This is a genomic window from Empedobacter falsenii (assembly GCF_013488205.1).
GTDB lineage: Bacteria > Bacteroidota > Bacteroidia > Flavobacteriales > Weeksellaceae > Empedobacter > Empedobacter falsenii_C.
Window position 1 is genome coordinate 2,809,207 of sequence record NZ_CP040908.1, and the last position, 23,388, is coordinate 2,832,594.

The following is a 23,388-nucleotide window of genomic DNA, read 5'->3' on the forward strand; positions in this document are numbered from 1 at the left end:
AAAAAGCTCCAAAATAATTTTTGGAGCTTTTCTGTTTTTATTGATTTGACTTATTGTCCGACCATTTTGTATAAAATATTCTGTTGTTGTTTCGCATAATTGGTATCAATTTCTGCTGCTACACCAATCATTTCGTCTAAATAATTAAACTGATTCATGATTTTTGCTTGATCAGCTGCATCAACTTTTCCGTCTGCAACAACTTCTTTATATAAGGTTTCGAATTTCTTCAAAACAGGATTATAAGCAGATTCAAAAACTTTCAATGCTTTTTCTTTGTCACCTCTTTCACCTAAAGCGGAAGCTTCATTGTAGATTGACATCATCAAATCATTTTTAGCCGCGGCTAAATCTGAACCAATTGAATATCCTTTTCCTGAAGGTAACGACTCGAAGAAAGCAATTTTTGCATTCGCTTCTTTACGAACATGTGCAAACAATTCTTGTGCTTTTTTATCCTCACCAGCTTTCAAATAAATTCCGGCAATTCTACTCACTCCATAACCAATATCGTATTTCGCTAAAGCAGGAATTTCTAACATCACTTTGTCTAAAACTGCAATCGCTTCTTTTTTGCGTCCAGCATTCAATAAATCATCTGCCAAACGAACAGCAGTATTTCTATAAGAAGATGTATAATTACGCTCTGTCAAACTAAATGAAGCATCAGGGTTATTATATCCAGACCATTTATACGAATTGAATGTTCTTAATAACATGTCATTATCAGAAGCACCAATAATTCCTCCTTTACCAAAAGGCGTATAAATAGGAACTAATTTATAACTCATTCCAGCATTCAATAAATAATCATTCATGTAGAATGTATTTTCTGGATCAGAAATTCCTCCTCCACTAAAGTAAATAGGACGATCCCAATTGTATTTCGCCATCATTGACAACAACAATAAATTGTTTTTGAACAAACTTGACGCTTTTATATTAATTGTGATTGAATCAACCATTTTATCGGCATCTTTTGCACTTACAATTCCGTATTTTAGAGCGTTTGCTTTATTTACTGGAACTACAATTTTAGAAACAGGTAAATAATTTGCTTGTCCAATTGAATAACCAAAATAATCTGCTAAAGCTTGTTTTTCTGGAGATTTATTATTTAAAATAAAATCCATCGCTTCTTTAGCGGTCATACTGTCTGTCGTTAAATATTTTTGTAAAGGTTTTAAACTTTTATAAACTGACATCACTTGATTTGGATCAATTTCAGGATCAGATAAATATTGAGCAACTTGTTCAATTGGCATTTGACTTAACGTTTCTAATGTTTGATTAGATCCTGGTTTGATGAAACTATTCAATTGATCAAAAATATTTTTAATAGAACCTCCAACAACAAAAATTTGATCGTTAGTTCCAGATTGATAATCTTTCGGTTTCAAATCACTTGGAAGAGGCGCTGCATTGTACGTTCTACGTAACAATTGTTCTAAATTCCATGGAGAAGCAGCCAACGTTAAATTCGCAATTTTTACATCATCACGGAAATTTTCGGTTTCTTGTAATCCCCAAAGTGGATAAGTATCATTGTCTCCATAGACAAAAAGAATAGCGTTTTTATCGAGCGGATTCAGATAATTGTAAGCTAAAGAATAAGCTACAGAACGCTCTGAACGATCGTGATCATCCCAGTTTTGAGCTCCCATTAAAATTGGAATACCAGCTAAAATAACTGTCGTTCCAATTGCTAAAGATGGTTTCAATTCTTGCTTCATCAATTTCTGAAGTAATAAATAAACTCCTTGTACACCCAATCCTGCCCAAATCGCAAATGCATAGAAACAACTTACCAATGCATAATCACGTTCACGAGGCTCGAAAGGTTTTACAGATGTGTAAAAGATGATTCCGACACTTGTTAAAATAAACAATGACAACAATGACCACCAGTTAACAAAATTTCTGTTTAATTGTGTAAATAACCCGATTAAACCTAAGAATAATGGTAACATGAAATATACATTTGTTCCATCATTTCTATATTCATCTGGTAATTTTGATTGATCTCCTAAACGTGGATTATCAATAAATGGAATTCCTGAAATCCAATTACCTTTTGTAATCTCAAAATTACCTTCTAAATCATTTTGACGACCAGAGAAATTCCACATAAAGTAACGAATAAACATATAGTTGATTTGGTAATCAATAAAGTAATTAAATTGTTCACCAAATGTAGGTGGTTCGATATCTAAAATCTCACCATATTTCTTAAGTTCTGCAACTTTTAATTGTCTATTTTGACGCTTTTCTACCAATTGAGCGTACATTTGTTGCGCTTCTTTATCACCAGCATATTGTGCATTCAAAGAGAATTTTGGAAAAGCATAAACTGCCGCATAATTCTCCATTACACCTGGATCTGGACTAAACATTTTAGGGAAAAACTTTACATATTTATCTTCGTATGTATAATCTAAACGATCCGAAACTTTCAAATATTTTCCTGTACGTTGATCCTTGATATATTCAGAACTACGAACTGTACTTTCTGGCGCTCCGTTAGTATCACGTTTGATTCCATCACTTGCAATATGAGCCGTAAAAACTGGTCCGTACATCACAGGCCAAGAACCATATTGTTCGCGATTAAAATAATCTAAAACACCCAAAGCTGTATCAGGATCATTCAAATTCATATGAGGATTTGCGTTTGCACGAATCGGAATAACTAACCAACATGAGAAACCAATCAACATAAAAATCACACACCACGAAATTGTATTCAATAATGCTGAACCATATTTCTGAGTTAATTTAATCGCAAAATAGAAAACTGCAATTAAAATGATAGCGGCGATAATTGTTCCTGAATTAAAAGGCATTCCCAAATTATTTACTACATAAATCTCTGTTCTTCCAAAGAATGTCATCACAACTGGGAAAATTATTTTGAATACAAAAGCTAAAATAATCAACGTAATTACATTTGCGATTAAGAAACTTTTGATTGTAAATCTATATTTTCGAGCATAATATACAAAACAAACTGCTGGAATTGCTAGCATTGCCATTAAGTGAACACCAATCGATAAACCAATCACCAACGAAATAATTACTAACCATTTGTTTCCTCTAGGTGTATCTGCTACTTGATCCCATCTTGTAATCAGCCAAAATAATAGCGCAGTAAAGAAAGATGCCATTGCGTAAACTTCTCCTTCTACCGCAGAAAACCAGAATGTGTCGCTAAACATAAAAATTGCAGCTCCAACTAATCCACTTCCTAATGTTATAATTTTTTGAGAAGCATTTAGTTCAATCGCATCAACATTCATTGGATCTTGCGTTTTTGCAAACATTTTTCGAGCAAAATATGTAATTGTCCAAAACAAAAACATAATTGTTCCTGCACTATACAAGGCAGATGTACTGTTGATTAATATGGCGTATTTGCTTCCGTCACCAAAAGCTAAACCAGACCAAACTGCTCCCATTATTTGGAACAAAGCTGCCCCTGGTGCATGCGTAATTCCCAATTTTGCTGATGATACAATGTACTCACCACAATCCCACAAACTCAGGTAACGCTCCATCGACGCCAAATACAATATTGTCGCTATCAAGAACATCGCAACACCCAAGATGTTGTTCCACTTTTTGAAATTTATATCCATTTTGTTTTAATAAACTATCTTGCGAAAATAAGATAAAAAATTGATATAGCTTAGGATTGAAATGATTAAATTCTGATTAGAATCTCATCTAAACAATATAGATTTATCGAATATTTTAAAATTAATTTTAAATTTTCTAATCGATTCATTTACATATTAACAAAACATCAAATCCTTCAAAATTAAGATACATTTTCTCAAATAGTTTTGATTCTAAACTTTTTTCATCTAAATTTGCAATGCAAAAAGCAATGCCTTTAACAGACAAAATTCTACAAACGGGCTTCACTTTTGACGATGTGTTATTAGTGCCTGCCTACTCAGAGATATTACCGAACCAAGTATCTCTACAAACAAGATTCACAGACAATATCACCCTTAACATTCCGATAGTTTCTGCAGCAATGGATACTGTATCCGAAGCAAGATTAGCTATTGCATTAGCGCGTGAAGGAGGTTTATCTTTCGTTCACAAAAATATGTCGATCGAAGAACAAGCGAATGAAATTGATATGGTAAAACGTTCGGAAAACGGAATGATTTCTGATCCAATTACTTTATCTCGTCATCACAAGTTACAAGACGCAGTAAACTTAATGGAGAAATATAAAATCTCTGGTTTACCTGTTGTTGAAGAGGATAGAACATTGGTTGGAATTATTACAAATCGTGATATTCGTTACCAAGAAAACTTCGATCAATTGGTAGAAGATGTGATGACAAAAGAAAATATCATCACTTCTGATATTGATACTGACCTTAAGAAAGCAAAAGAAATTCTTTCTCGTTACCGTATCGAAAAATTACCAATCGTTGACGAAAACAATAAATTAATTGGATTAATCACGATTAAAGATATTGACAACTTAACAGAATTCCCTAACGCATGTAAAGACACAAAAGGTCGCTTACGTGTTGGAGCAGGTGTAGGAGTTGGTGCTGATACATTAGAACGTGTTCAAGCTTTAGTAAACAAAGGTGTTGATATCGTAGCGTTAGATTCTGCTCACGGACATTCAGCTGGAGTTATTAGTAAAGTTGCTGAAGTTAGAAATGCTTTCCCAGAATTAGATATTGTTGGAGGAAATATTGTAACTGCAGAAGCTGCAAAAGCTTTGATTGATGCTGGAGCAAATGCTTTAAAAGTTGGTGTTGGACCAGGGTCTATCTGTACAACTCGTGTTGTAGCTGGTGTTGGTGTACCTCAGCTTTCTGCTATTCATGATGTACATTCTTATGCTAAAACAAGAAACGTTTCGATTATTGGAGATGGTGGAATCAAATTATCAGGTGATATTGTAAAAGCAGTTGCTGCTGGTGCAAACTTGGTGATGTTAGGAAGTTTATTTGCTGGAACAGATGAAGCGCCAGGAGAAGAAATTATTTTCCAAGGTCGTAAATTCAAAGCATATCAAGGAATGGGTTCTTTAGCTGCAATGAAACGCGGTTCTAAAGATCGTTATTTCCAAGCTGATGCGAAAAAATTAGTTCCAGAAGGAATCGAAGGTCGTGTTCCTCACAAAGGTTCTATTGCAGAAGTTGTTTACCAATTATGTGGTGGATTACGTGCTGGAATGGGATATTGCGGAACTCCAACAATTCAAGATTTAATTGAAAACGGAAAATTTGTACGTATCACAGGTGCTGGTTTACACGAATCTCACCCACATGATGTTGTCATTACAAAAGAGGCTCCTAATTATTCGAATTAAGAATTATCAATATATTAAACAAAATAGCAAGCCAATTGGCTTGCTATTTTGTTTTTGATATAAATCTTAAAGCTTGTTCAAGTAATCTACAAGTTTTATCTTATCTTTTTCAAAACTTAAATTTAAATTATTTTTAATTACAAATTCTACTAAATTTGGATTATTAAAAATCTTATTTAGTTGTTTTTCATTTGTAGGAAAAACATAAAACTTATCTTCTTTATGTCTAATTAAATATAAGTCACTGTCATTCACCAATGAGAATTTTGTATTTGCTTTATTTGCATTATTTTTAAATTCTCCGTGAGTAATAATCTTTTTATTCCTTTTATATAAAGAATATTTTTCTTTATCATAAACTAAAACTTCTAAATACCCTTCAATTTTTCCATTTTTAGTTGGATATTTAAGAAATTGATATTGAGTTAAAGGAAAATAAATCATCAATTCAGGAACTTTTGTTAAATTAAAAATCTGTCCATCTTTTTCAAATTCCATTTCATCTGAATAAGCATTGTATCTAAGTTTAGAAAAGTCTAAATTAAAACCTTTTATTTCTATATCCTCAAAATTTGGATTATAATACTGGCTACCTTCATATTGAGTTATCACTTCACCTTTATTTCTTAAAGCAATTTCATTTTGAATATTACTTATTTGATGGGATATTCTTTCATTTAAAGCTCTATCAACTCCATCTGTTAATAAATTTTGTTGTGCATTGACACCTAAACAAAAAGAAGCAAAAAAACAAAATATTTTAATTTTTAACATACTCATAATATTTACTATCCAATATACAATTTATTTCATTAAAAATCAATAAAATAAAAAAAGCAGCAAAAATAATTTTGCTGCTTTTATAAAGAAAATGGATATTATATTATTTAGTCATCCACCATAATTTTCCATTAATTGGATCCTTTCCACCATAAGCTGAAACTGCTTCATTCCAATTTGTAGTATTAAGAGTTTGTTCACCTAATGGATATGAAATTCTATACGGAATATCAGTCATACCTGCTACTAATGGAGTGAATACGTATGGAGTACCATCTATTTCATATCCAGTTTGACCAGGTAATAATAAAATATTACCATTAGGATATCCTGTACGTCTATATTCTACCCAAGCAGTTTGAGGCTGCATATACAAAGCAATATACTTTTGAGTAATTACATTTTCTTTATTTGCAGCTGGTAATGCAGCTACATAAGCATCAATTTTAGCTTGATCTACTCCCCATTTTTGCATAGATGCTATCACACCATTCACATAATTAGTTTGGTTCCAACCATTAGCTTCTGATAACAAGAATTCTACTTCTGAGTATTCCATTAAAACCTCAGCATAATCTGCAGAGAAAATAGTTTTTGAAAATGGAGATACTTTAGATACCTGATTATTTGATGATAAACGATCAGAAGGTAATCCATAAGGAATTCCTTGATATTTTGTAATATCATCCGTTTCTACATAGTTACCTGAACCAGCGTTAGCTTTTGATGTTCCTAAAGGTGCAGCATATTTTTGTAAACGTGGATCAACTCCATAATTACCAGATTGTCCTTTTAATAATCTAATTAACTGATTATTCACATAGAAGTCATTTCTATTTCCTACAAAAAATTCGCTCCAAAATGGAGAACCTTCTACAGCAGATGTTCCATAATGTTGCAAAGCATTGTCTTCATTTGAGGTAAAAACACCTTTTGCAATAGCATCTTGCATTTCAGCTTTCGCTTCAGGATATACATCTTTAATTTGGTTAGCAATTCTTAAACGTAAAGAGTTGGCAAATTTTTTCCATTTAGATGCTTCTCCAAAGTAAATTTGGTCACCAATTTTATTTTCAGGACTTGTAAATACATTCTTTTCAGTAATATCCAATTGCGCTTCAGCTTCTTTTAGCTCTTGTAACAAATTTTTAAAGATAACTTCTTGCTTAACATATTTAGGTTGAGCATATGTATCAATTTGTAAAGCTTGAAAATCTGGATTCTTTGCACCACTTAATGACCAATATGGAACATCACCGAAATAATTTGTCAAATCCAAGAATTCGTAAGCCATCATAATTCTCGCTACAGCAATTTGAGTATCTACATCTCCGTAAGCAGCTTGTTGTGGTCCTAAAACAGGGTCTGTACAAATACTTATTACCTTTTTTAAGTTAGATAAAGATCGATAACTTGCGTTCCATGCTTGATCTCCTGTTGTCGTACGATAAGCGTATTTATCCTCTTCTGTATAGTTTCTCTGTGCTGAATATTGTACCCAAGGCAATAACATACGTCCAGACACCCATCCATCTCTCATTTCATCAACAAATATTTTAGTTGCAATTGGAAAGATTGTATATGTAGGCGCATTTTCGGGTGCATTAGGACTAATATTCATTTCTTCAAATCCATTATCGCAAGAAGATAATAAAGCACTTCCTAGTAATGCTGATAATATAATTGTTTTATTGATTTTCATAATAATTTAATTTTTAGAATTGTAACTTAAGATTCATACCATAAGTTCTTGTAGATGGTAAAGACCCTCCTTCAATTCCTTGTATATTTCCAGAACCATAAGAAGCCATTTCAGGATCAAATCCTTTTTTATCTAATCCCCATGTAGCTAAGTTTCTACCAAATGCAGATACAGTAACGTTAGCAAAAGGCCCTGCCCATTTTTTAGGGAAAGTATACGATAAAGTTACTTCACGTAATTTGATGTAGTCTGCATCAAAAACATTTCGGCTATCTACACCATTATAATATGCTTTATAATAATCGTAAGCAGAAACTTCAGTTGTGTTTTTAACATATGATTTTGTTCCTTCATCCCACATTACACCATCTGCAACAACTCCATTCTCACGAACTCCATTAGCTGCTGTTTCTTCTAACATTCCAGAGTACATTCCCCACATATGTGAAGTAGAGAAGAATTTACCTCCTTTTTGAATATCAATTAATGCAGATAAAGAAACCCCTTTGTATGTAAATGTATTTCGGATACCCATGTTATAATCTGGAATAATTGATCCTAAGTTTGTTACTGCTGATTTTTCATAAAATCCATTTGCATCAACAACTTTATTTCCATTATCATCATAAACAAAATCTCTACCCATAAGCTGTCCATATTTCTGACCTGATATAGCCCATAATTGAACACTAAATGGTGCAGTTGATAAATTGTATGAATCCATTTCATCAGAAACTTTACCTACTTTATTGTTGTTTTTAGCAAAATTCCACGTTACTTTCCATTCAAAATCTTGATTTCTTAATGGAACAATATTTACTAATGCTTCAACACCTTCGTTACTCATCTCTCCTGCATTCAACCACTTATATCCATTTCCTGTAGACCAAGAGTGCTGAACTGGCACTAATAAATCTGTACGTTTCTCATTATAATAAGTCACATCAAAACCGAAACGATTATTAAACATAGATGCTTCTAAACCAACTTCCCATGTATCTTTAATCTCAGGTTTTAATAACGGATTCATCTTAGTATTTGACTGAATAAATGTAGGCGTTCCATTAAAGTTTATACTTGAACCTAATACATCCCCTGTTTGATATGGAGTTAAATCAGATGAAACTTGCGAAACACCTGCTCTTAATTTACCAAAATTTAACCAACTTGGTTTAAATACTTCAGAGAATACAAAACTCCCTGTGACAGATGGATAAAAATAACTATTATTTATTATAGGTAATGAAGAAAACCAGTCATTACGGCCCGTTGCCTCTAAGAATAACATATTCTTATATCCCAAAGAGATCATACCATATATAGAGTTCACTTCTGAAGTTTCTCTAAAACTCGATGTTGTTGGATTATCTAAACTATTTCCAATAAAATAATAATTAGGAACAACTAATCCACCATTTGTAGAAGATGATAATCTACTTTGTGTTTTGTGTCTTCTGTTCACCCCTGCAAAAGCATTTAAGGAGAAGTCTCCCCATTTTTTATCAAAATGTATACGTCCTTCATAGTTCATCTCAGTAAACTTATAGTACGCTTCAGAATACTTTGACATTGCTTGAGATCCTACAGCAACACGTTCAGACACTTGCATATCATAAGTATCTCCCATTACATTTGCAACAGCATAAAGTCCTGGTGCGATGTCATATTTAAACTCTACATTTCCATAAAAACGATCTCTTTTATCTTTTGATGTATTTTCATACACTACCCAATATGGATTATCAGAATATGCAGGAGTTCCTTCATCCCAAGATGTTCTATTCCAAGAACGCTGATTCCCATTAGCTAATTTATAATCTCTTAACTTGTTATAATCTAACTGTCTTTGTCCCCATTGGAACATTTTTTGAGCAACTGAGTTATCCCCGTATCCTACTTCTGGTCTATTAAAACCATCCGTTCTTGTATAAGTTAAATTAGTCGTTACAGTAAATACATCACTAAATTTATTAGATAAGTTAATACCTGCTGTTGTTTTCTTTAATGTAGAATTAGGTACAATACCTGTTTGATTGACATTAGATAATGAAACTCTAAAATTAGTTGATTCATATGATTTTGCAAAGGATACACTATTAGTATAAGCAACACCTGTATTAAAGAATGATTTAGCGTCATTTTTTGAAGCTCTCCAAGGCGTTGTTTTCATGTAATCGCTAGCAAACTCAGGATCAAAAGCATACCATTGTAAAACTTCTTGATTGTTAAATCTTGGTCCCCAAGATTCATCTGTAGCATAATCTACAATTTGATAATCTTTACCTCCAATATTTACAGTTTCAAAGGTATCAGAAGCTCCACCCCCATATAAATTTTGAAGACTTGGAATTTGATTAATTGATTCAAAAGCAACACCAGTATTAACAACGATATCTTCTCTACCTTTTTTTCCAGTTTTTGTCTTGATCATGATTACTCCATTCACAGCACGAGAACCGTATAAAGCAGATGCAGGTCCTCCTTTTAAAACGTTGATAGACTCTACATCATCTGGATTAATATCAAAAGCTCCATCACCATAATCACGACCTCCGCCACCACGCTGAGTATTTGTATCATTAACATTATTATTAGCTAATGGAATACCATCAATAACTATTAATGGCCTGTTTTCTCCTGTAATAGATCCAATACCTCTTAAAGTAATACGAGTAGATCCTCCTAAAGAAGAAGGTGCTGTAATCTGAGCTCCAGCTACGTTCCCTGATAAAGATTGTAATGCATTACTTCCTCTACCTGCTTGAATAACATCTCCTTTTACCTCTTGAGATGCATATCCTAATGATCTTTTATCACGAGTAATTCCTAATGCTGTTACTACAGCCCCTTCTAACTCTACCGTTTCAGAAGGCTTAAGAGTTACTTTATATTCTGAACCTGCACCAACTGAAAAAGTTTGAGTTGGTAATCCCATTGCTTCTACTGTTACTAAATCTCCTTGTTTAGCTTCAATACTAAACACCCCATTTTCGTCAGTGTAAGCTTCTTTTCCTGATGTTGTTTTTACAACAGCATCAGCTACTGGAAGTCCATCAGAGTCTGTTACAGTTCCTGTAACTGTCTTTTCTTGCGCATATAAAGAAGCTCCTAAAAGAAGTCCTCCTAATACAAACAAGTTTTTTAAATTTCTCCTCATCTGTTAAAACATTTTTAAAACTTTCATAAACTTAAGATTTCTCTAACATTTACAAAACTTTTTTATGCTAAATTTTGATAACTTTGTTAAAAAAATAAAAAATTGTATAAAGTTTTATCAAATCACGAATATGAAATAGGTTGTGATGAAGCAGGAAGGGGTTGTTTGAGCGGTCCTGTTGTAGCAGCAGCAGTTATTTTAGGAAGAGATTTTGAAAATGATATTATTAATGATTCAAAACAATTATCTGAAAAGAAAAGAAATTCGTTGAGAACATTTATAGAAGAAAATGCTAAATATTGGGCAATTGGAATTGTTTGGCCAAATGAAATTGACGAAATAAATATCTTAAACGCTAGTTTTTTGGCTATGCATCGAGCTATTGATCAATTAGATTGTCCGAAAGATTTGATTGTTGTTGATGGAAATCGTTTTAATAAATACCATGATGTCCCACACGAATGTATTATAAAAGGTGATTCAAAATATATGAATATTGCGGCAGCATCTATTTTAGCAAAAACGTATCGTGATGAATATATGGAAAGAATACACGAAGAATTCCCCATGTACGATTGGAAAAAAAACAAAGGTTATCCAACAAAAGCTCATCGTTTAGCAATAAAAGAATTTGGAGCTACTCCTTATCACAGAATGACATTTAAATTATTACCAGATCAATTAAGTCTAGATTTATAAAAAGAGGTTGTTAATAAATTAACAACCTCTTAAAACTTAAAAAAATTAGTACAGCTTATTTCTTAGTCACTTTTTGCGAATAAGATTTTTTATCTGTTTTTATATTTAATAAATATACTCCTTTTGGATATTTAGATAAATCTATTTTTGATTCTTTTTTATCTATCTTATTTGTTTCTACTAACAATCTACCTGACATATCAAAAACTTGATAGCTAACAATTTTTTCTTTGCTTGACAGTGTAACAAAATCAGCAGTAGGATTAGGGTAAATATTAAACTCAACTTTATTTAAATCTTCTAATCCTAAAGAATTACAATTAATTTGTGCTGCCCATCCTTTTAACTCTAATCCACCATCTGATCTAAAACGAATAGTAATTGCTCCAGAGTCATCTGTAGAAACGAATGGTCCAGGAATTTTATTTCCGTTTAATTCTTTTCCATTTTCAAATAATTTTGAAGCATTACTAGATGTTCCATTATATACATTCATATAATCATAAACTCCATTTTCATCAGCAGGTTCTACATCAAACTCTGTAAAAGTGATTGACACTTTTTCGCCCGCAACAAGAGGTTTAAATACTTTTATAAAATTCTCATTAGGCGAGTAGTTTCCATTTGCTCCACCAGAATCATAATAAATATCTCCATTACAATAATCTCCAGGAATTTCAATAATTGATGTTACAGAAGAAGAATTAGATGTTGCTGTACATTTATTTGCTACTTCAATTCTGTAGTATGCATTTCGATCTAAATTTTCAAACTTTAATATTTTTGATGTCGTTTCTTTCCATTGAGCTTCTGTATCACCAATTTTCTGAAACTTATAAATCCAAACAGTTCCTACATCATCATTTAACGTATATGTAATATTTTGTCCTTCAAGAGAACCTGTTACAGATTTTATCGTTTGTGGACAAGTCATACTACAATCTGTACTTAAACAAATTTTACCATCAACAGTAGCACGAATTAAATTCCCTGGTTGTTCTCCGAAACCATTAGAAAAGTTAATACCTACTCCACCTACTAAATGACAATAACTCATAATTGTACCTTTATCAGCGTAAGGTATTGGTCCTGTAGGACAAGTTCCTTCTGCTAAACTAGGATCATAAGTTGGAGCACAACCATCTATTGCAGTATTATCTCCATTCCATGAACATGCATGTGTATGAGGTGAACCTAATGCGTGCCCCATTTCATGTGTCATCGCCATAATTGTCCAAGAATAAACAGGCACATTATTATAAGTCATGTTAATTCCTGAATAAGCAAAATGATATTCATTATTACACATTGAATTTAGATAAGCAACAGAAGTTGTAGATGGATAATTAACCAAATGCGCTAAATCTCCATCAAATTCTGTTCTCGTTGTTCTAAATTTGTTTAACTGAGCACTATAATTACCCGTATATGGATCTTGCTCTTTCCAAATCATCACTTTAGATAAAGAAGTTCTGATGTAATCATTTGTATAAAGTGTCGCAATATTATTATGAATAGCTGTTAACCAATTCAGTGTTTTTGTTTCATCTAAACCATTTTGCTTATATGGAGCATATGCAATCTCATAATAAACACGAACACATTTTTCAGTCATTTCATTCGTTGTCTTTTTTAAGATTTTTGGATCATAATTAGGTTTATAATTTTTATTTTCTTCTAATTGATCTACAGCACACTTTACGTTACTTTTTGCTTCTACATTATATGAAGAATACGTTACATATTCTTCAGAATTTTGTAATTTACCAATAACCACATCTCCTAGAGCAGTAGATGAAGCAACACCAATCACTTGATCTTCAAAAATAGAAATTGCAACAACAGACGTTTTATCTCCTTGGATAATTCCTTGATAATACAATCCTGGTTTGTAATTAATTAATTTATTATTTTGATCGACTGCTTTAAAATTATCCGTAAACAATGCATCATTCTTTACTAATTCTAAACTAATTTGACGCCCTTCAAACGGAACATCTAATGTTAAAGAAGTTGGTTTTGATTGATATAATTTAGTTAATTCTGCTTTTTCTAAATTAAAAACAGAAACTCCTTTTGCAAAGTCTGCAAATTGATTCCCTTTTTGTTGAATTACATCGCTGAATACATCATACGATTTGAAACTACGACTCGTTAATTTAGCTTGCTCTACTTTTTTAGCAATCGGCCTTTCTTGACCAAAAGTAAGCGTACTAAATACGAACGCAATTAATAGTAAAATTAATTTCTTCATATTTATTTTGTGTTAATTGTTGTAAATATATTGCTTTTCAAATTTTATAGCACAAAAAAAGAGTAGATAAATTATCTACTCTCTCAATATTTAATAGAAAAAATCTTCTTAAATCCTCACAACATCTGGAACTAATATCTCATATTTTCCCCCGTTTCGCATGACATCACGAACAATACTTGAACTGATGTAAGCTTTCCCAGAAGATGTCAATAAAAAGATTGTTTCGATATTATGATTTGTAATTGCTCGGTTTGTGTGCGCAATCGCTTTCTCAAATTCGAAATCGGCTGGATTACGAAGTCCACGTAAAATAAATTGTGCATTTACCTCATCACAAAAATCGACAGTCAGACCTTTGTAAGCCATTACTTCTACATTTTCGAATTTCGCAACAGAATCTTCAATAAACTTAATTCGTTGCTCCAAAGAAAACATATAATTCTTCGATGAATTTGTTCCAATGGCAACAATAATCTTGTCAAATAAAGGAACTGCACGCTCTATAATATCTAAATGTCCTAAAGTAATTGGATCAAAAGACCCAGGAAATACGGCTACTCTATCCATGCTGAAGGTCTATTTAAAGCAAATTCTATTTCACTATCCATCAAATCCTCTAATGCAATTCCTGCATGAGCAGCTTGCTGAGGAAAAATACTTGCAGGAGAAAAACCTGGTAACGTATTCATTTCAATAAAATGCGGTTCTCCATTTACAATAATATATTCTGAACGAGAAAATCCAGACATATTAATACATTTATATGCTTTAGCTGCAATTTCTCTTACTCTTGCTTCAACTTCTGGCGTTAAACGAGCTGGCGTAATTTCGTCAGACAAACCGTTATATTTTGCATCATAATCAAAGAATTCTGTGTGCGAAACAATTTCCGTAATTCCCAACACCATTGTTTCTCCTTTGTAATTTAAAACTCCTACCGAAACCTCTGTTCCATCTAAGAAAGATTCGATCAAAACTTCTTTATCTTCAAGAAAAGCTTTTTGCATTGCAGCTTCAAATTCATCTTCTTTATGAACTTTTGAAATTCCTAAACTTGATCCTGAACGATTTGGTTTCACAAAACAAGGTAAACCAACTTGATCGATAATTTCTTTTGCAGAATATTGATCTCCTTGATTAATATAAATTGATTTCGCATGCGGAATCCCATATTTGCTCAATACTGCAATACAATCTTTTTTATTAAATGTTAAGGCAGATTGATAAAAAGGACATCCATTGTATGGCAAATCAATCATTTCAAAATACGCTTGCAAATAACCATCTTCTCCTGGCGTACCATGAATTGTATTAAAAACGACATCAAACGTAATTTTTTCTCCATTCTTTTCAAATGAGAAATCACCTTTATTGATTGGATATTTTTCGCCATCAATTTCGGCAAACCAACCTTCTTTTAAGATTCGAACCCTTGTTCTGTCGTACTTTTCTGGATTTAGACTTGAGTAAATTAACTCGCAACTTTTCAACGAAATCACGCTTTCATCCGTATATCCACCTGCTACAACTGCTACTCTTAACATGTTTAATTTAAAATTTATTCAAATATAGAACTTTGACATCAATCATAAATATTATTTTTAAACTATATTTGTGCGACAATTTATCATTTCAATGAAAGGAGTAAAATCAATCATTCAAGTTTTGCTGAATGTAGCTATTGTAATAGCGCTATCATTTGGGCTTTACCATTTTATTTTTAACGTTTGGTTAGATTCGTATACAAATCACAATGAATTTGTTGAAGTTCCGGATTTATCTAAAATGAATATTACTGATGCTACAGCTAAGTTAGAAGAACTTGGTTTGACATACGAAGTAGATAGTTCTCGTTTTGATCCAAATACGAAACCTTTTGCTATTATGGATTTTTATCCAGCAGCAGAATCACGTGTAAAAGAAGGTCGTCGTATCTTTATTAAGTCAAATCCGAAAACATATCGCCCGGTTGAATTACCAGATTTAGTTGGAAAATCAAAACGTTTGGCTTTTACACAATTAGAAATTTCTGGTCTTAAAATCGGAAAAATAATTTACGAGCCAGATTTAGCAAAAGATGCCGTTCTTAAAATATTATACAACGGAAAAATTGTAAAAGCAGGCGAACAATTACCTCGTTTTGCGACAGTTGATTTGGTATTAGGACGCGGAATGTTATCTGGTGTTAGAATGCCTAATTTGGTTAATTTAACATTGACAGAAGCTAAAAAATCAATCAAAGATAATTTCTTCGAGATTGGTCAAATCAAATTTATTGGAGCTTCTCATGATACAATCAACGCAAGAGTTGTTTATCAGTTCCCATTTGCTACGGATACTTACGATCAAGGTCAACCAATTGATATTTGGTTATCAACAGAACCTCGCGATAAAATTAGAACACAGTTAAAAGAATTAGATGTTCAGTACAAAAACTTTGGCGAAGATACAATTAGCGGTTCTCAATATAGAGATATTATAACACAAAAAGCTGAACAGCAGATCAAAGATATGCAACAACAGCAACAACAAAATAATCAGCCTACAGAGCAACAAAAGCCTACAGAAGCGCCTAAAGCTCCAGAAGAGATTATTATAGAATAGAAAGAGAATAAATGACAGAAGATTTAGAAGATTTCTTACAAGAGGAAAACGACAATAAATTATACGAGCATTTTTCAATAACGGTTGACAAAGGTCAATCGTTATTGCGTATAGATAAGTTCTTAATGGTTAGAATTGAGAACGCGACAAGAAATAAAATTCAACAAGCAGCCGATAACGGAAACATTTTAGTGAACAATGAATCTGTAAAATCGAATTACAAAGTAAAGCCTGGAGATTTTATTCAGATTATGTTAGAAACTCCTCCACGTGAGAATGAAGTTATAGCAGAAAATATTCCGATCAAAATTATTTACGAAGATGATCAAGTTGTCGTAATTGATAAAGAACCTGGAATGGTTGTGCATCCTGGACATGGAAATTATACAGGAACTTTGGTAAATGCCTTAAAGTTTCATTTTGATAATTTACCATCAATGTCAGATCAAATGGAACGTCCTGGTTTGGTACATCGTATCGATAAAGACACAAGCGGACTTTTGGTTATTGCGAAAACAGAAGTTGCAATGACAAGTTTAGCAGAACAATTTGCAGCTCACACAACAGACCGTTTGTATAATGCATTGGTTTGGGGAGTTTTGGCAGAACAAGAAGGAACAATTACGGGACATATTGGTCGACACTTAAAAGATCGTATGCAAATGGCTGTTTTTCCTGATGGAGATCAAGGTAAACATGCGGTGACACATTATAAAGTAATGGAGAATTTTTCTTACGTTACATTGGTCGAATGTAAATTAGAAACTGGTCGTACACATCAAATTCGAGCACATTTCAAACATTTGGGACATCCATTATTCAATGATGCTCGTTATGGTGGAGATCGCATTTTGAAAGGAACAACATTCAACAAATACAAACAGTTTGTTGACAATTGTTTCGCAGCTTGTCCACGCCAAGCTTTACACGCACGTACATTAGGATTTGATCATCCTACAACAGGAGAACGTATGTATTTCGAATCTCCGATGCCTGCTGATATGATAGATATTTTAGAACGTTGGAGAAATTATTCGGTAAACTCTGTTCATGCAACAGAACCTGATGAAAAAATTGATCGCAACGCAAAAGAAATGGAATAGATTTATTTTTAATTATAAAGCACTTCGACGGAAGTGCTTATCTATTTCTATATAAAAACTTACACGATTTTAATCAATGAATTTTTCAGAATTAAATATAATTGAACCAATTTTAAAAGCAATTGAAGAGGCTGGATATACAGAACCAACCGAAATTCAAGAGCAATCTATTCCTTTAGTTTTAGAAGGAAATGATATTATTGGTTGCGCGCAAACAGGAACAGGAAAAACGGCATCTTTTGCGATTCCTATTCTACAAAACTTAACAAATTCTCCGAGTAAAAGAAGAAAAATTAGAACATTAATTTTAACGCCAACGCGTGAATTAGCCATTCAAATCAACGAAAGTTTTAAATTATATGGTAAAAATTTACCGTTAAAACATTTGGCGATTTTTGGAGGTGTTAATCAAAATCCACAAATTGGAGCCATCAAAAATGGTGTTGATATTTTAATTGCAACGCCAGGCCGTTTGTTAGATTTGATTGGACAAGGACATCTAAAAATTAATCAAATCGAGATTTTTGTTTTAGATGAAGCCGATCGTATGTTGGATATGGGGTTTGTTCATGAAATCAAAAAGATTTTAGAAATCATTCCAAAAGAAAGACAATCACTTTTCTTTTCGGCAACAATGCCAAAAAACATTCGAAAATTTTCTCATTCAGTTCTTCGTCGTCCAAAAGAAGTCAGCGTAACACCTGTTTCTTCGACTGCCGAAACGGTTGAGCAATTTGTTTATCATGTAGACAAAGACATGAAAGTAAAACTTTTGGTTAGCATTTTAAATGAACATCCAGAAGATCGTACTTTGATTTTTACACGAACAAAACACGGCGCAAATCGTTTGGTAAGACACTTGGAAAAGGCTGGAATTCCAGCCGCTGCAATTCATGGCGATAAATCTCAAAATGCCAGACAACGTGCTTTGAATGATTTCAAAGAAGAAAAATTAAAAGTATTAATTGCCACTGATATTGCTGCTCGTGGAATCGATATTGATCAATTACCTTATGTGATCAATTACGAATTACCGAATATTCCTGAAACATATGTACACCGAATTGGACGTACTGGTAGAGCAGGACGCGAAGGAAAAGCGATTTCTTTATGTGCTGCCGATGAAAGAGGCGATTTGGCAAATATTGAGAAATTAATTGGTAATTATGTAACAGTGATTAAAACACCAAAAGAGTTTTATAAATTACCTGACGCGAATAGTAACAATAATAATTTCAAGAAAAATAATACTGGTTTTAAACCAAAAAAAGATACAAAACCAAAGAATCCTCATCGAGGAAGAAGAAAATAATTCATAAAAAAATCACTTCGAAATGAAGTGATTTTTTTTTTATATTTTTCACAGATGAGTTGAAATTATTTCTCTTCAGCATATTTATCTACAATCATGCTCAATGCACCATCAGTTGTAATGTTACACGCAGTTCCAAAACTATCCTGTAATGCGAAAATAGTCAAGATTAAAGCGACTCCAGCTTCATCAAATCCTAAAACATTTGATATTAATCCTAACGAAGCGACAACTGTTCCACCCGGAACTCCAGGTGCACCAACAGCAAAAACGCCTAAAAGCAAGACAAAAATTACCATTGTTCCAACATCTGGAATATGACCGTACAATACTTGCGAAACCGTCATTACAAAGAAAACTTCCGTCAAAACTGAACCACATAAGTGTGTATTCGAGAAAAATGGAATCGTAAAATTAGAAATCGTAGATTTAATTACCTTACTATCATTCACCGCTTTTACCGCAACCCCCAAAGACGCCGCCGAAGACATTGTTCCAACTGCCGTTAAATAAACAGGTGGATAATATTTTAAAAGTTTGAATGGATTTGTTTTATGATAAAATCCTGCGATTGTATACATTAATGTCATCCAAATAAAATGACCAACAATAACAATCAAAATTACTTTCAAGAAAACTGGCAATTGCTTTTCAATAGAACCTTCGTAGCTTAAAATTGCAAAATTCGCAGCAATGAAAAAAGGTAAAATCGGGATCAAAACTTTGTTTACCAAAAGAATTACAATATCTTTGAATTGATCAAAAATCTTTTCTAATTCCTTCGCTTTTGTAATCAAAATTCCCATTCCCAACATCAACGAAATAACCAATGCTGTCATTACCGAAAAAATTGGCGGAATATCTAATTGAAATAAAATTTTTGGAACTTCTCGCAACGAATCAACAGAAGTTGGAATAGATAAATTTGGAATAATTTGATAACCTGCAATCATCGAAAATAACCCCGCTCCTATAGAAGATAAATAGGCAATTAATAATGAAAAACCTACTATTTTAGCTGAGCCTTCGCTTAATTTCGTAATTGAAGAAACAATAAAACCGATTACAATTAACGGAACCAAAAAGAAGATTAATTGTCCTGTAAAATATTTTAAGGATAAAACAATTTGAATTGTATTTTCATTCAGATAATTTCCTAAAACCAAACCGGCAATCACACCCAAAAGCAATCGAAATAATGTATTGCTCGCAATCTTTTTTAACATTTGACACAAAATTTGCGACAAATATAAACTCTATTAATTTAATAGACTAAATATGTTTTAGAAAATATTTAAATCTCTTTACTAAATTATATGACATTAAAAAAGTACAAAATAAAAATATACTGTCATTCTGATTTCTACAACAAGCATATTAGTTTTTCAAAATTATTTTAAAGTTTCACCTCTCCAACCTTAATTAATTTCTCAGAAGTAGCCAATTGATTTGGATTTGTTCCAGGTTCGTCTTGCGGAACTTCTTTTCCTTTTTTACGATAAAAATCTATCCAAAAATTATCAATAATTCCGGTTTCTTTGTTTTTAAAATTCATCGGAATTAGTTCAAAAACGTTATCATCACGAAAGGCTCTTTCCACAAAATCGGAACAATATAATTCGTCATCATTCAAAATATATAACCAATTATAAGGTTTTCCGAGCATTGTTTTAGCTTTTTCAATTGCATGAGGAATCGTTGATTGATATTCTTTTTTGAGACGATAAATAACAATTTTATTATTCTTTTCGGTTTGAGAAATGTAAAAATGATGAATTTCCTCTCGTTGTGATCCGCCCATTGGAGCAGCGTGTAAAACAAAAATAGAATCAGCCGTTTTTTCGATCAATCCAACATGATCAAAATTGGTATCGTCATTTATTTTTGTCACTCTATTTATTGCGCCCGAAAGTTCTTCTGTTTGCGCACCAACAAAAATCAAATCACCATTTTGAATATTTTGTAATGAAATTGAATGTTTTTCTTTTAATATTTTTGATTTTGTACAACTATTCATTTTCAATGTAAATAGAAGTAAAAAGATAGGAAATAAAACGAATATTTTTTTCATTCAGAATGAATTATTACTTTTAATCTACGAATTAACCAAAAAGATGGATTTTAAAAAAATTTTGACCATATCAATTGTCGTTTTATTGATTTTAGTTGGTGTTGCAATTATTATTGGAAGTAACAAAGATCGACGTGTTTTCTTTATTGAAAGCTTCGATAAACCAATTGAAAATGTTATTAATTCTCGTTTGGATACAGATTATTCGTACGAAATTGTAAAAGTAAAAGGTAAAACAAACGATACCATTTTGATTATTCCTTGTGAAGGTTGTCAACCGTTGAAATTATCAGGAAAAATAAACGAAAAGTTTATGAACAAATTTGGTAAAGGAAAATCGGTTATGCGTTTCGAGCCGTATAAAGCGACGGAAGGGAATTTAAAAATTATTCACAAAATTAGATAATCTTCTATTTAAGAAATTTTCCTAACAATTAATTCCTTATTTTTGGGAGAATTATAAACTTATCAAAGCAAACAAACAATGAAAGTAACTGCATTAAACCAAAAGCACAAAGATTTAGGTGCGAAAATGGTTCCTTTTGCTGGATATGAAATGCCAGTGCAATACGCAGGTGTTAACCAAGAACACTTTGCTGTTCGCGAAAAAGTTGGTGTTTTTGACGTTTCTCACATGGGACAATTTTTTGTAAAAGGAGAAAAAGCAACAGACTTATTACAACACTTATTGACGAATGATGTAACGAAAGTTGCCATTGGTCAAGCTCAATATAATGCAATGCCAAACGAAAAAGGAGGAATTGTAGATGATTTAATCATTTATAAAATCTCTGAAGATGAATGGATGGCAGTTGTAAATGCATCTAACATCGATAAAGATTGGGAATGGATGAACAAACACAATACGTTTGGTGCAGAATTAACAAACAAATCTGATGAGATGTCTTTGTTAGCTATCCAAGGTCCAAAAGCAATTGAAGCAATGCAAGCGTTGACAGATGTTAATTTGGCTGAAATTCCGTTCTATCATTTCGCAATTGGTACGTTTGCAGGTATGGAAAATGTAATTATTTCTGCAACAGGTTACACTGGTTCTGGAGGTTTCGAGATTTATTTCGCGAATGAGCAAGCAAACGAAATGTGGGACAAAGTTATGGAAGCTGGAAAATCTTTCGATATCGAGCCTTGTGGTTTAGCTTCTCGTGATACATTGCGTTTAGAGAAAGGTTACTGTTTATACGGAAATGATATCAACGATGATACAACTCCATTAGAAGCTGGTCTTGCTTGGGTAACAAAATTGGATACAAATTTTATTTCTTCTGATATTTTGAAAGCTCAAAAAGAAGCTGGAGTTGAGAAGAAATTAGTTGGTTTCAAAATGATCGAAAGAGGAATTCCTCGCCACGATTATAAAGTTGTAGATGATAACGAAAATACAATTGGTATAGTGACTTCAGGAACGCAGTCTCCAATGTTGAAACAAGGAATTGGTTTAGCATACGTTCATACAGATTTTGCTAAAGTTGGAACAACAATCAGAATTCAAATTCGTGATAAAAATGTATTAGCAGAAGTTGTAAAAACTCCTTTTGTTTAAAACAATATAAAGTCAAAATACAAAAAAGCTTTCGAGGATTTCGAAAGCTTTTTTTATGAATTCATATTAATTGATACTTTTATAGATGTCTTTTTTAGATAAAATTAATAAAATAGATTATTAACTACGAATATTATAAAATTGTTAATATTTCTTAAAAAAAACACAACTTAGATTTGTTTAAATATGATATATGTTATATTTTTGAGATAACAATATTACTGATCAGTAATACAATTAACACTAATTATGATTTTAAGATCTCTTATTTAAGAGGTCTTTTTTTATTTAAACTTTTGAGAATCAGCACTTGGTCCATAACTAGAAGGTAAATCTATTCCCAATAAACGATAAAATACCCCTAATTGAGCGCGATGATGTGTGATTTGATTTAGTGCATGACGAATTGCTTCATATTTTGTGAAATCTGCAAAGACAGTATCACCTGCAACAATTTTCCAATTATTATTCAATTGTTCGTCTGTTGCGTTTTTCAAGGCATTTTCACCCGCATCGTAATCTTCGTCTAATTTCTTTTGTAAATCTTGCACAGAAGTAAAACTTGTCGGTTTATAATCTCCTGTAGCAAAATCTAATTTATCTGTAGTTAATATTAATGCTGGCCAAGCAAATATTTCGACGATATGATTCGTCAACATTGTAATGTCCATACTTTTTTCGTGAGGTTTATATGTCGTTTTATCCTCAGGAAATCTTGCAATAAATTCTTTAGTAATTTGATACTCGTTTTGCAATTCTTTTGCTAATAATTCTACTATTTTCATGTTGTTTTGA

17 protein-coding genes are annotated in these 23,388 nt (G+C 32.3%); 7 read left to right on the top strand and 10 right to left on the bottom strand.

Going from position 1 to position 23,388, the window contains the following annotated elements:
* Nucleotides 1–50: 50 nt before the first annotated feature.
* On the bottom strand, nucleotides 51–3,635 hold the full coding sequence (locus FH779_RS13170) for a glycosyltransferase family 117 protein (RefSeq protein ID WP_180905035.1): 3,585 nt from the start codon (nucleotides 3,633–3,635) through the stop codon (nucleotides 51–53).
* Nucleotides 3,636–3,886: 251 nt separating this feature from the next.
* Here FH779_RS13170 and guaB point away from each other — a divergent pair, with 251 nt between their 5' ends.
* The gene (gene guaB, locus FH779_RS13175) at nucleotides 3,887–5,347 is read left to right on the top strand and encodes an IMP dehydrogenase (protein WP_125348658.1); all 1,461 of its coding nucleotides are present in this window, start codon (nucleotides 3,887–3,889) and stop codon (nucleotides 5,345–5,347) included.
* A 66-nt stretch (nucleotides 5,348–5,413) separates the two neighbouring features.
* Here the strand turns inward: guaB and FH779_RS13180 are convergent, their stop codons facing one another.
* The 3 genes from FH779_RS13180 to FH779_RS13190 all read right to left on the bottom strand — a co-directional run bounded on the left by FH779_RS13180 (nucleotide 5,414) and on the right by FH779_RS13190 (nucleotide 10,986).
* Nucleotides 5,414–6,121 (bottom strand): hypothetical protein, encoded by a 708-nt coding sequence (locus FH779_RS13180; protein ID WP_180905036.1) that lies wholly within the window; start codon nucleotides 6,119–6,121, stop codon nucleotides 5,414–5,416.
* A 109-nt stretch (nucleotides 6,122–6,230) separates the two neighbouring features.
* Nucleotides 6,231–7,829, bottom strand: coding sequence for a SusD/RagB family nutrient-binding outer membrane lipoprotein (locus tag FH779_RS13185; protein WP_180905037.1), 1,599 nt, complete (start codon nucleotides 7,827–7,829; stop codon nucleotides 6,231–6,233).
* A gap of 13 nt (nucleotides 7,830–7,842) precedes the next feature.
* Entirely contained in the window at nucleotides 7,843–10,986 is a 3,144-nt protein-coding gene (locus FH779_RS13190; protein WP_180905038.1) for a SusC/RagA family TonB-linked outer membrane protein, read from the bottom strand.
* Nucleotides 10,987–11,088: 102 nt separating this feature from the next.
* On the opposite strand from FH779_RS13190, the gene FH779_RS13195 reads away from it, so the two are divergent.
* On the top strand, nucleotides 11,089–11,685 hold the full coding sequence (locus FH779_RS13195; protein WP_180905039.1) for a ribonuclease HII: 597 nt from the start codon (nucleotides 11,089–11,091) through the stop codon (nucleotides 11,683–11,685).
* Nucleotides 11,686–11,740: 55 nt separating this feature from the next.
* On the opposite strand, the gene FH779_RS13200 is transcribed toward FH779_RS13195, so the two are convergent.
* The 3 genes from FH779_RS13200 to FH779_RS13210 form a co-directional block, all read right to left on the bottom strand.
* Complete coding sequence (locus FH779_RS13200; protein WP_180905040.1) at nucleotides 11,741–13,939, bottom strand: T9SS type A sorting domain-containing protein; 2,199 nt, start codon at nucleotides 13,937–13,939, stop codon at nucleotides 11,741–11,743.
* A 108-nt stretch (nucleotides 13,940–14,047) separates the two neighbouring features.
* Nucleotides 14,048–14,509 carry a pantetheine-phosphate adenylyltransferase gene (coaD, locus tag FH779_RS13205; RefSeq protein ID WP_038331887.1) on the bottom strand — a complete coding sequence of 154 codons (462 nt, stop codon included), beginning with the start codon at nucleotides 14,507–14,509 and terminating at the stop codon, nucleotides 14,048–14,050.
* The gene (locus FH779_RS13210) at nucleotides 14,497–15,486 is read right to left on the bottom strand and encodes a D-alanine--D-alanine ligase (RefSeq protein ID WP_180905041.1); all 990 of its coding nucleotides are present in this window, start codon (nucleotides 15,484–15,486) and stop codon (nucleotides 14,497–14,499) included. The genes coaD and FH779_RS13210 overlap by 13 nt, the downstream gene beginning before the upstream one ends.
* 91 nt (nucleotides 15,487–15,577) lie before the next feature.
* Between FH779_RS13210 and FH779_RS13215 the strand changes: the two genes are divergently transcribed.
* The 3 genes from FH779_RS13215 to FH779_RS13225 all read left to right on the top strand — a co-directional run bounded on the left by FH779_RS13215 (nucleotide 15,578) and on the right by FH779_RS13225 (nucleotide 18,961).
* Complete coding sequence (locus FH779_RS13215) at nucleotides 15,578–16,546, top strand: PASTA domain-containing protein (RefSeq protein ID WP_125348649.1); 969 nt, start codon at nucleotides 15,578–15,580, stop codon at nucleotides 16,544–16,546.
* An 11-nt stretch (nucleotides 16,547–16,557) separates the two neighbouring features.
* Entirely contained in the window at nucleotides 16,558–17,649 is a 1,092-nt protein-coding gene (locus tag FH779_RS13220) for an RluA family pseudouridine synthase (protein ID WP_180905042.1), read from the top strand.
* A 76-nt stretch (nucleotides 17,650–17,725) separates the two neighbouring features.
* The gene (locus FH779_RS13225) at nucleotides 17,726–18,961 is read left to right on the top strand and encodes a DEAD/DEAH box helicase (RefSeq protein ID WP_180905043.1); all 1,236 of its coding nucleotides are present in this window, start codon (nucleotides 17,726–17,728) and stop codon (nucleotides 18,959–18,961) included.
* 65 nt (nucleotides 18,962–19,026) lie between these two features.
* On the opposite strand, the gene FH779_RS13230 is transcribed toward FH779_RS13225, so the two are convergent.
* Together FH779_RS13230 and FH779_RS13235 are read right to left on the bottom strand one after the other, a co-directional pair.
* Nucleotides 19,027–20,187, bottom strand: a complete 1,161-nt coding sequence (locus tag FH779_RS13230; protein ID WP_180905044.1) for a dicarboxylate/amino acid:cation symporter — start codon at nucleotides 20,185–20,187, stop codon at nucleotides 19,027–19,029.
* A gap of 170 nt (nucleotides 20,188–20,357) precedes the next feature.
* Complete coding sequence (locus tag FH779_RS13235; RefSeq protein ID WP_244957962.1) at nucleotides 20,358–21,032, bottom strand: YiiX/YebB-like N1pC/P60 family cysteine hydrolase; 675 nt, start codon at nucleotides 21,030–21,032, stop codon at nucleotides 20,358–20,360.
* A gap of 43 nt (nucleotides 21,033–21,075) precedes the next feature.
* Here FH779_RS13235 and FH779_RS13240 point away from each other — a divergent pair, with 43 nt between their 5' ends.
* Both FH779_RS13240 and gcvT read left to right on the top strand, forming a co-directional pair.
* Nucleotides 21,076–21,438, top strand: a complete 363-nt coding sequence (locus FH779_RS13240; protein ID WP_180905045.1) for a hypothetical protein — start codon at nucleotides 21,076–21,078, stop codon at nucleotides 21,436–21,438.
* Between the two features lie 78 nt (nucleotides 21,439–21,516).
* Nucleotides 21,517–22,593: a glycine cleavage system aminomethyltransferase GcvT gene (gcvT, locus tag FH779_RS13245; protein ID WP_180905046.1), complete on the top strand. Its 1,077-nt coding sequence runs from the start codon at nucleotides 21,517–21,519 to the stop codon at nucleotides 22,591–22,593.
* A 284-nt stretch (nucleotides 22,594–22,877) separates the two neighbouring features.
* Here gcvT and FH779_RS13250 read toward each other — a convergent pair whose 3' ends face one another.
* On the bottom strand, nucleotides 22,878–23,378 hold the full coding sequence (locus FH779_RS13250) for a DinB family protein (RefSeq protein ID WP_180905047.1): 501 nt from the start codon (nucleotides 23,376–23,378) through the stop codon (nucleotides 22,878–22,880).
* Between the last annotated feature and the right edge of the window lie 10 nt (nucleotides 23,379–23,388).

What these genes read in the sequence shown, in the direction of transcription:
- FH779_RS13190 (WP_180905038.1), bottom strand. Translation starts at nt 10,986, where the DNA reads ATGAGGAGAAATTTAAAAAACTTGTTTGTATTAGGAGGACTTCTTTTA.
- FH779_RS13200 (WP_180905040.1), bottom strand. Translation starts at nt 13,939, where the DNA reads ATGAAGAAATTAATTTTACTATTAATTGCGTTCGTATTTAGTACGCTT.
- FH779_RS13180 (WP_180905036.1), bottom strand. Translation starts at nt 6,121, where the DNA reads ATGTTAAAAATTAAAATATTTTGTTTTTTTGCTTCTTTTTGTTTAGGT.
- guaB (WP_125348658.1), top strand. Translation starts at nt 3,887, where the DNA reads ATGCCTTTAACAGACAAAATTCTACAAACGGGCTTCACTTTTGACGAT.
- gcvT (WP_180905046.1), top strand. Translation starts at nt 21,517, where the DNA reads ATGAAAGTAACTGCATTAAACCAAAAGCACAAAGATTTAGGTGCGAAA.
- FH779_RS13225 (WP_180905043.1), top strand. Translation starts at nt 17,726, where the DNA reads ATGAATTTTTCAGAATTAAATATAATTGAACCAATTTTAAAAGCAATT.
- FH779_RS13235 (WP_244957962.1), bottom strand. Translation starts at nt 21,032, where the DNA reads ATGAAAAAAATATTCGTTTTATTTCCTATCTTTTTACTTCTATTTACA.
- FH779_RS13250 (WP_180905047.1), bottom strand. Translation starts at nt 23,378, where the DNA reads ATGAAAATAGTAGAATTATTAGCAAAAGAATTGCAAAACGAGTATCAA.
- FH779_RS13185 (WP_180905037.1), bottom strand. Translation starts at nt 7,829, where the DNA reads ATGAAAATCAATAAAACAATTATATTATCAGCATTACTAGGAAGTGCT.
- FH779_RS13170 (WP_180905035.1), bottom strand. Translation starts at nt 3,635, where the DNA reads ATGGATATAAATTTCAAAAAGTGGAACAACATCTTGGGTGTTGCGATG.
- FH779_RS13240 (WP_180905045.1), top strand. Translation starts at nt 21,076, where the DNA reads ATGGATTTTAAAAAAATTTTGACCATATCAATTGTCGTTTTATTGATT.
- FH779_RS13215 (WP_125348649.1), top strand. Translation starts at nt 15,578, where the DNA reads ATGAAAGGAGTAAAATCAATCATTCAAGTTTTGCTGAATGTAGCTATT.
- FH779_RS13220 (WP_180905042.1), top strand. Translation starts at nt 16,558, where the DNA reads ATGACAGAAGATTTAGAAGATTTCTTACAAGAGGAAAACGACAATAAA.
- coaD (WP_038331887.1), bottom strand. Translation starts at nt 14,509, where the DNA reads ATGGATAGAGTAGCCGTATTTCCTGGGTCTTTTGATCCAATTACTTTA.
- FH779_RS13230 (WP_180905044.1), bottom strand. Translation starts at nt 20,187, where the DNA reads ATGTTAAAAAAGATTGCGAGCAATACATTATTTCGATTGCTTTTGGGT.
- FH779_RS13210 (WP_180905041.1), bottom strand. Translation starts at nt 15,486, where the DNA reads ATGTTAAGAGTAGCAGTTGTAGCAGGTGGATATACGGATGAAAGCGTG.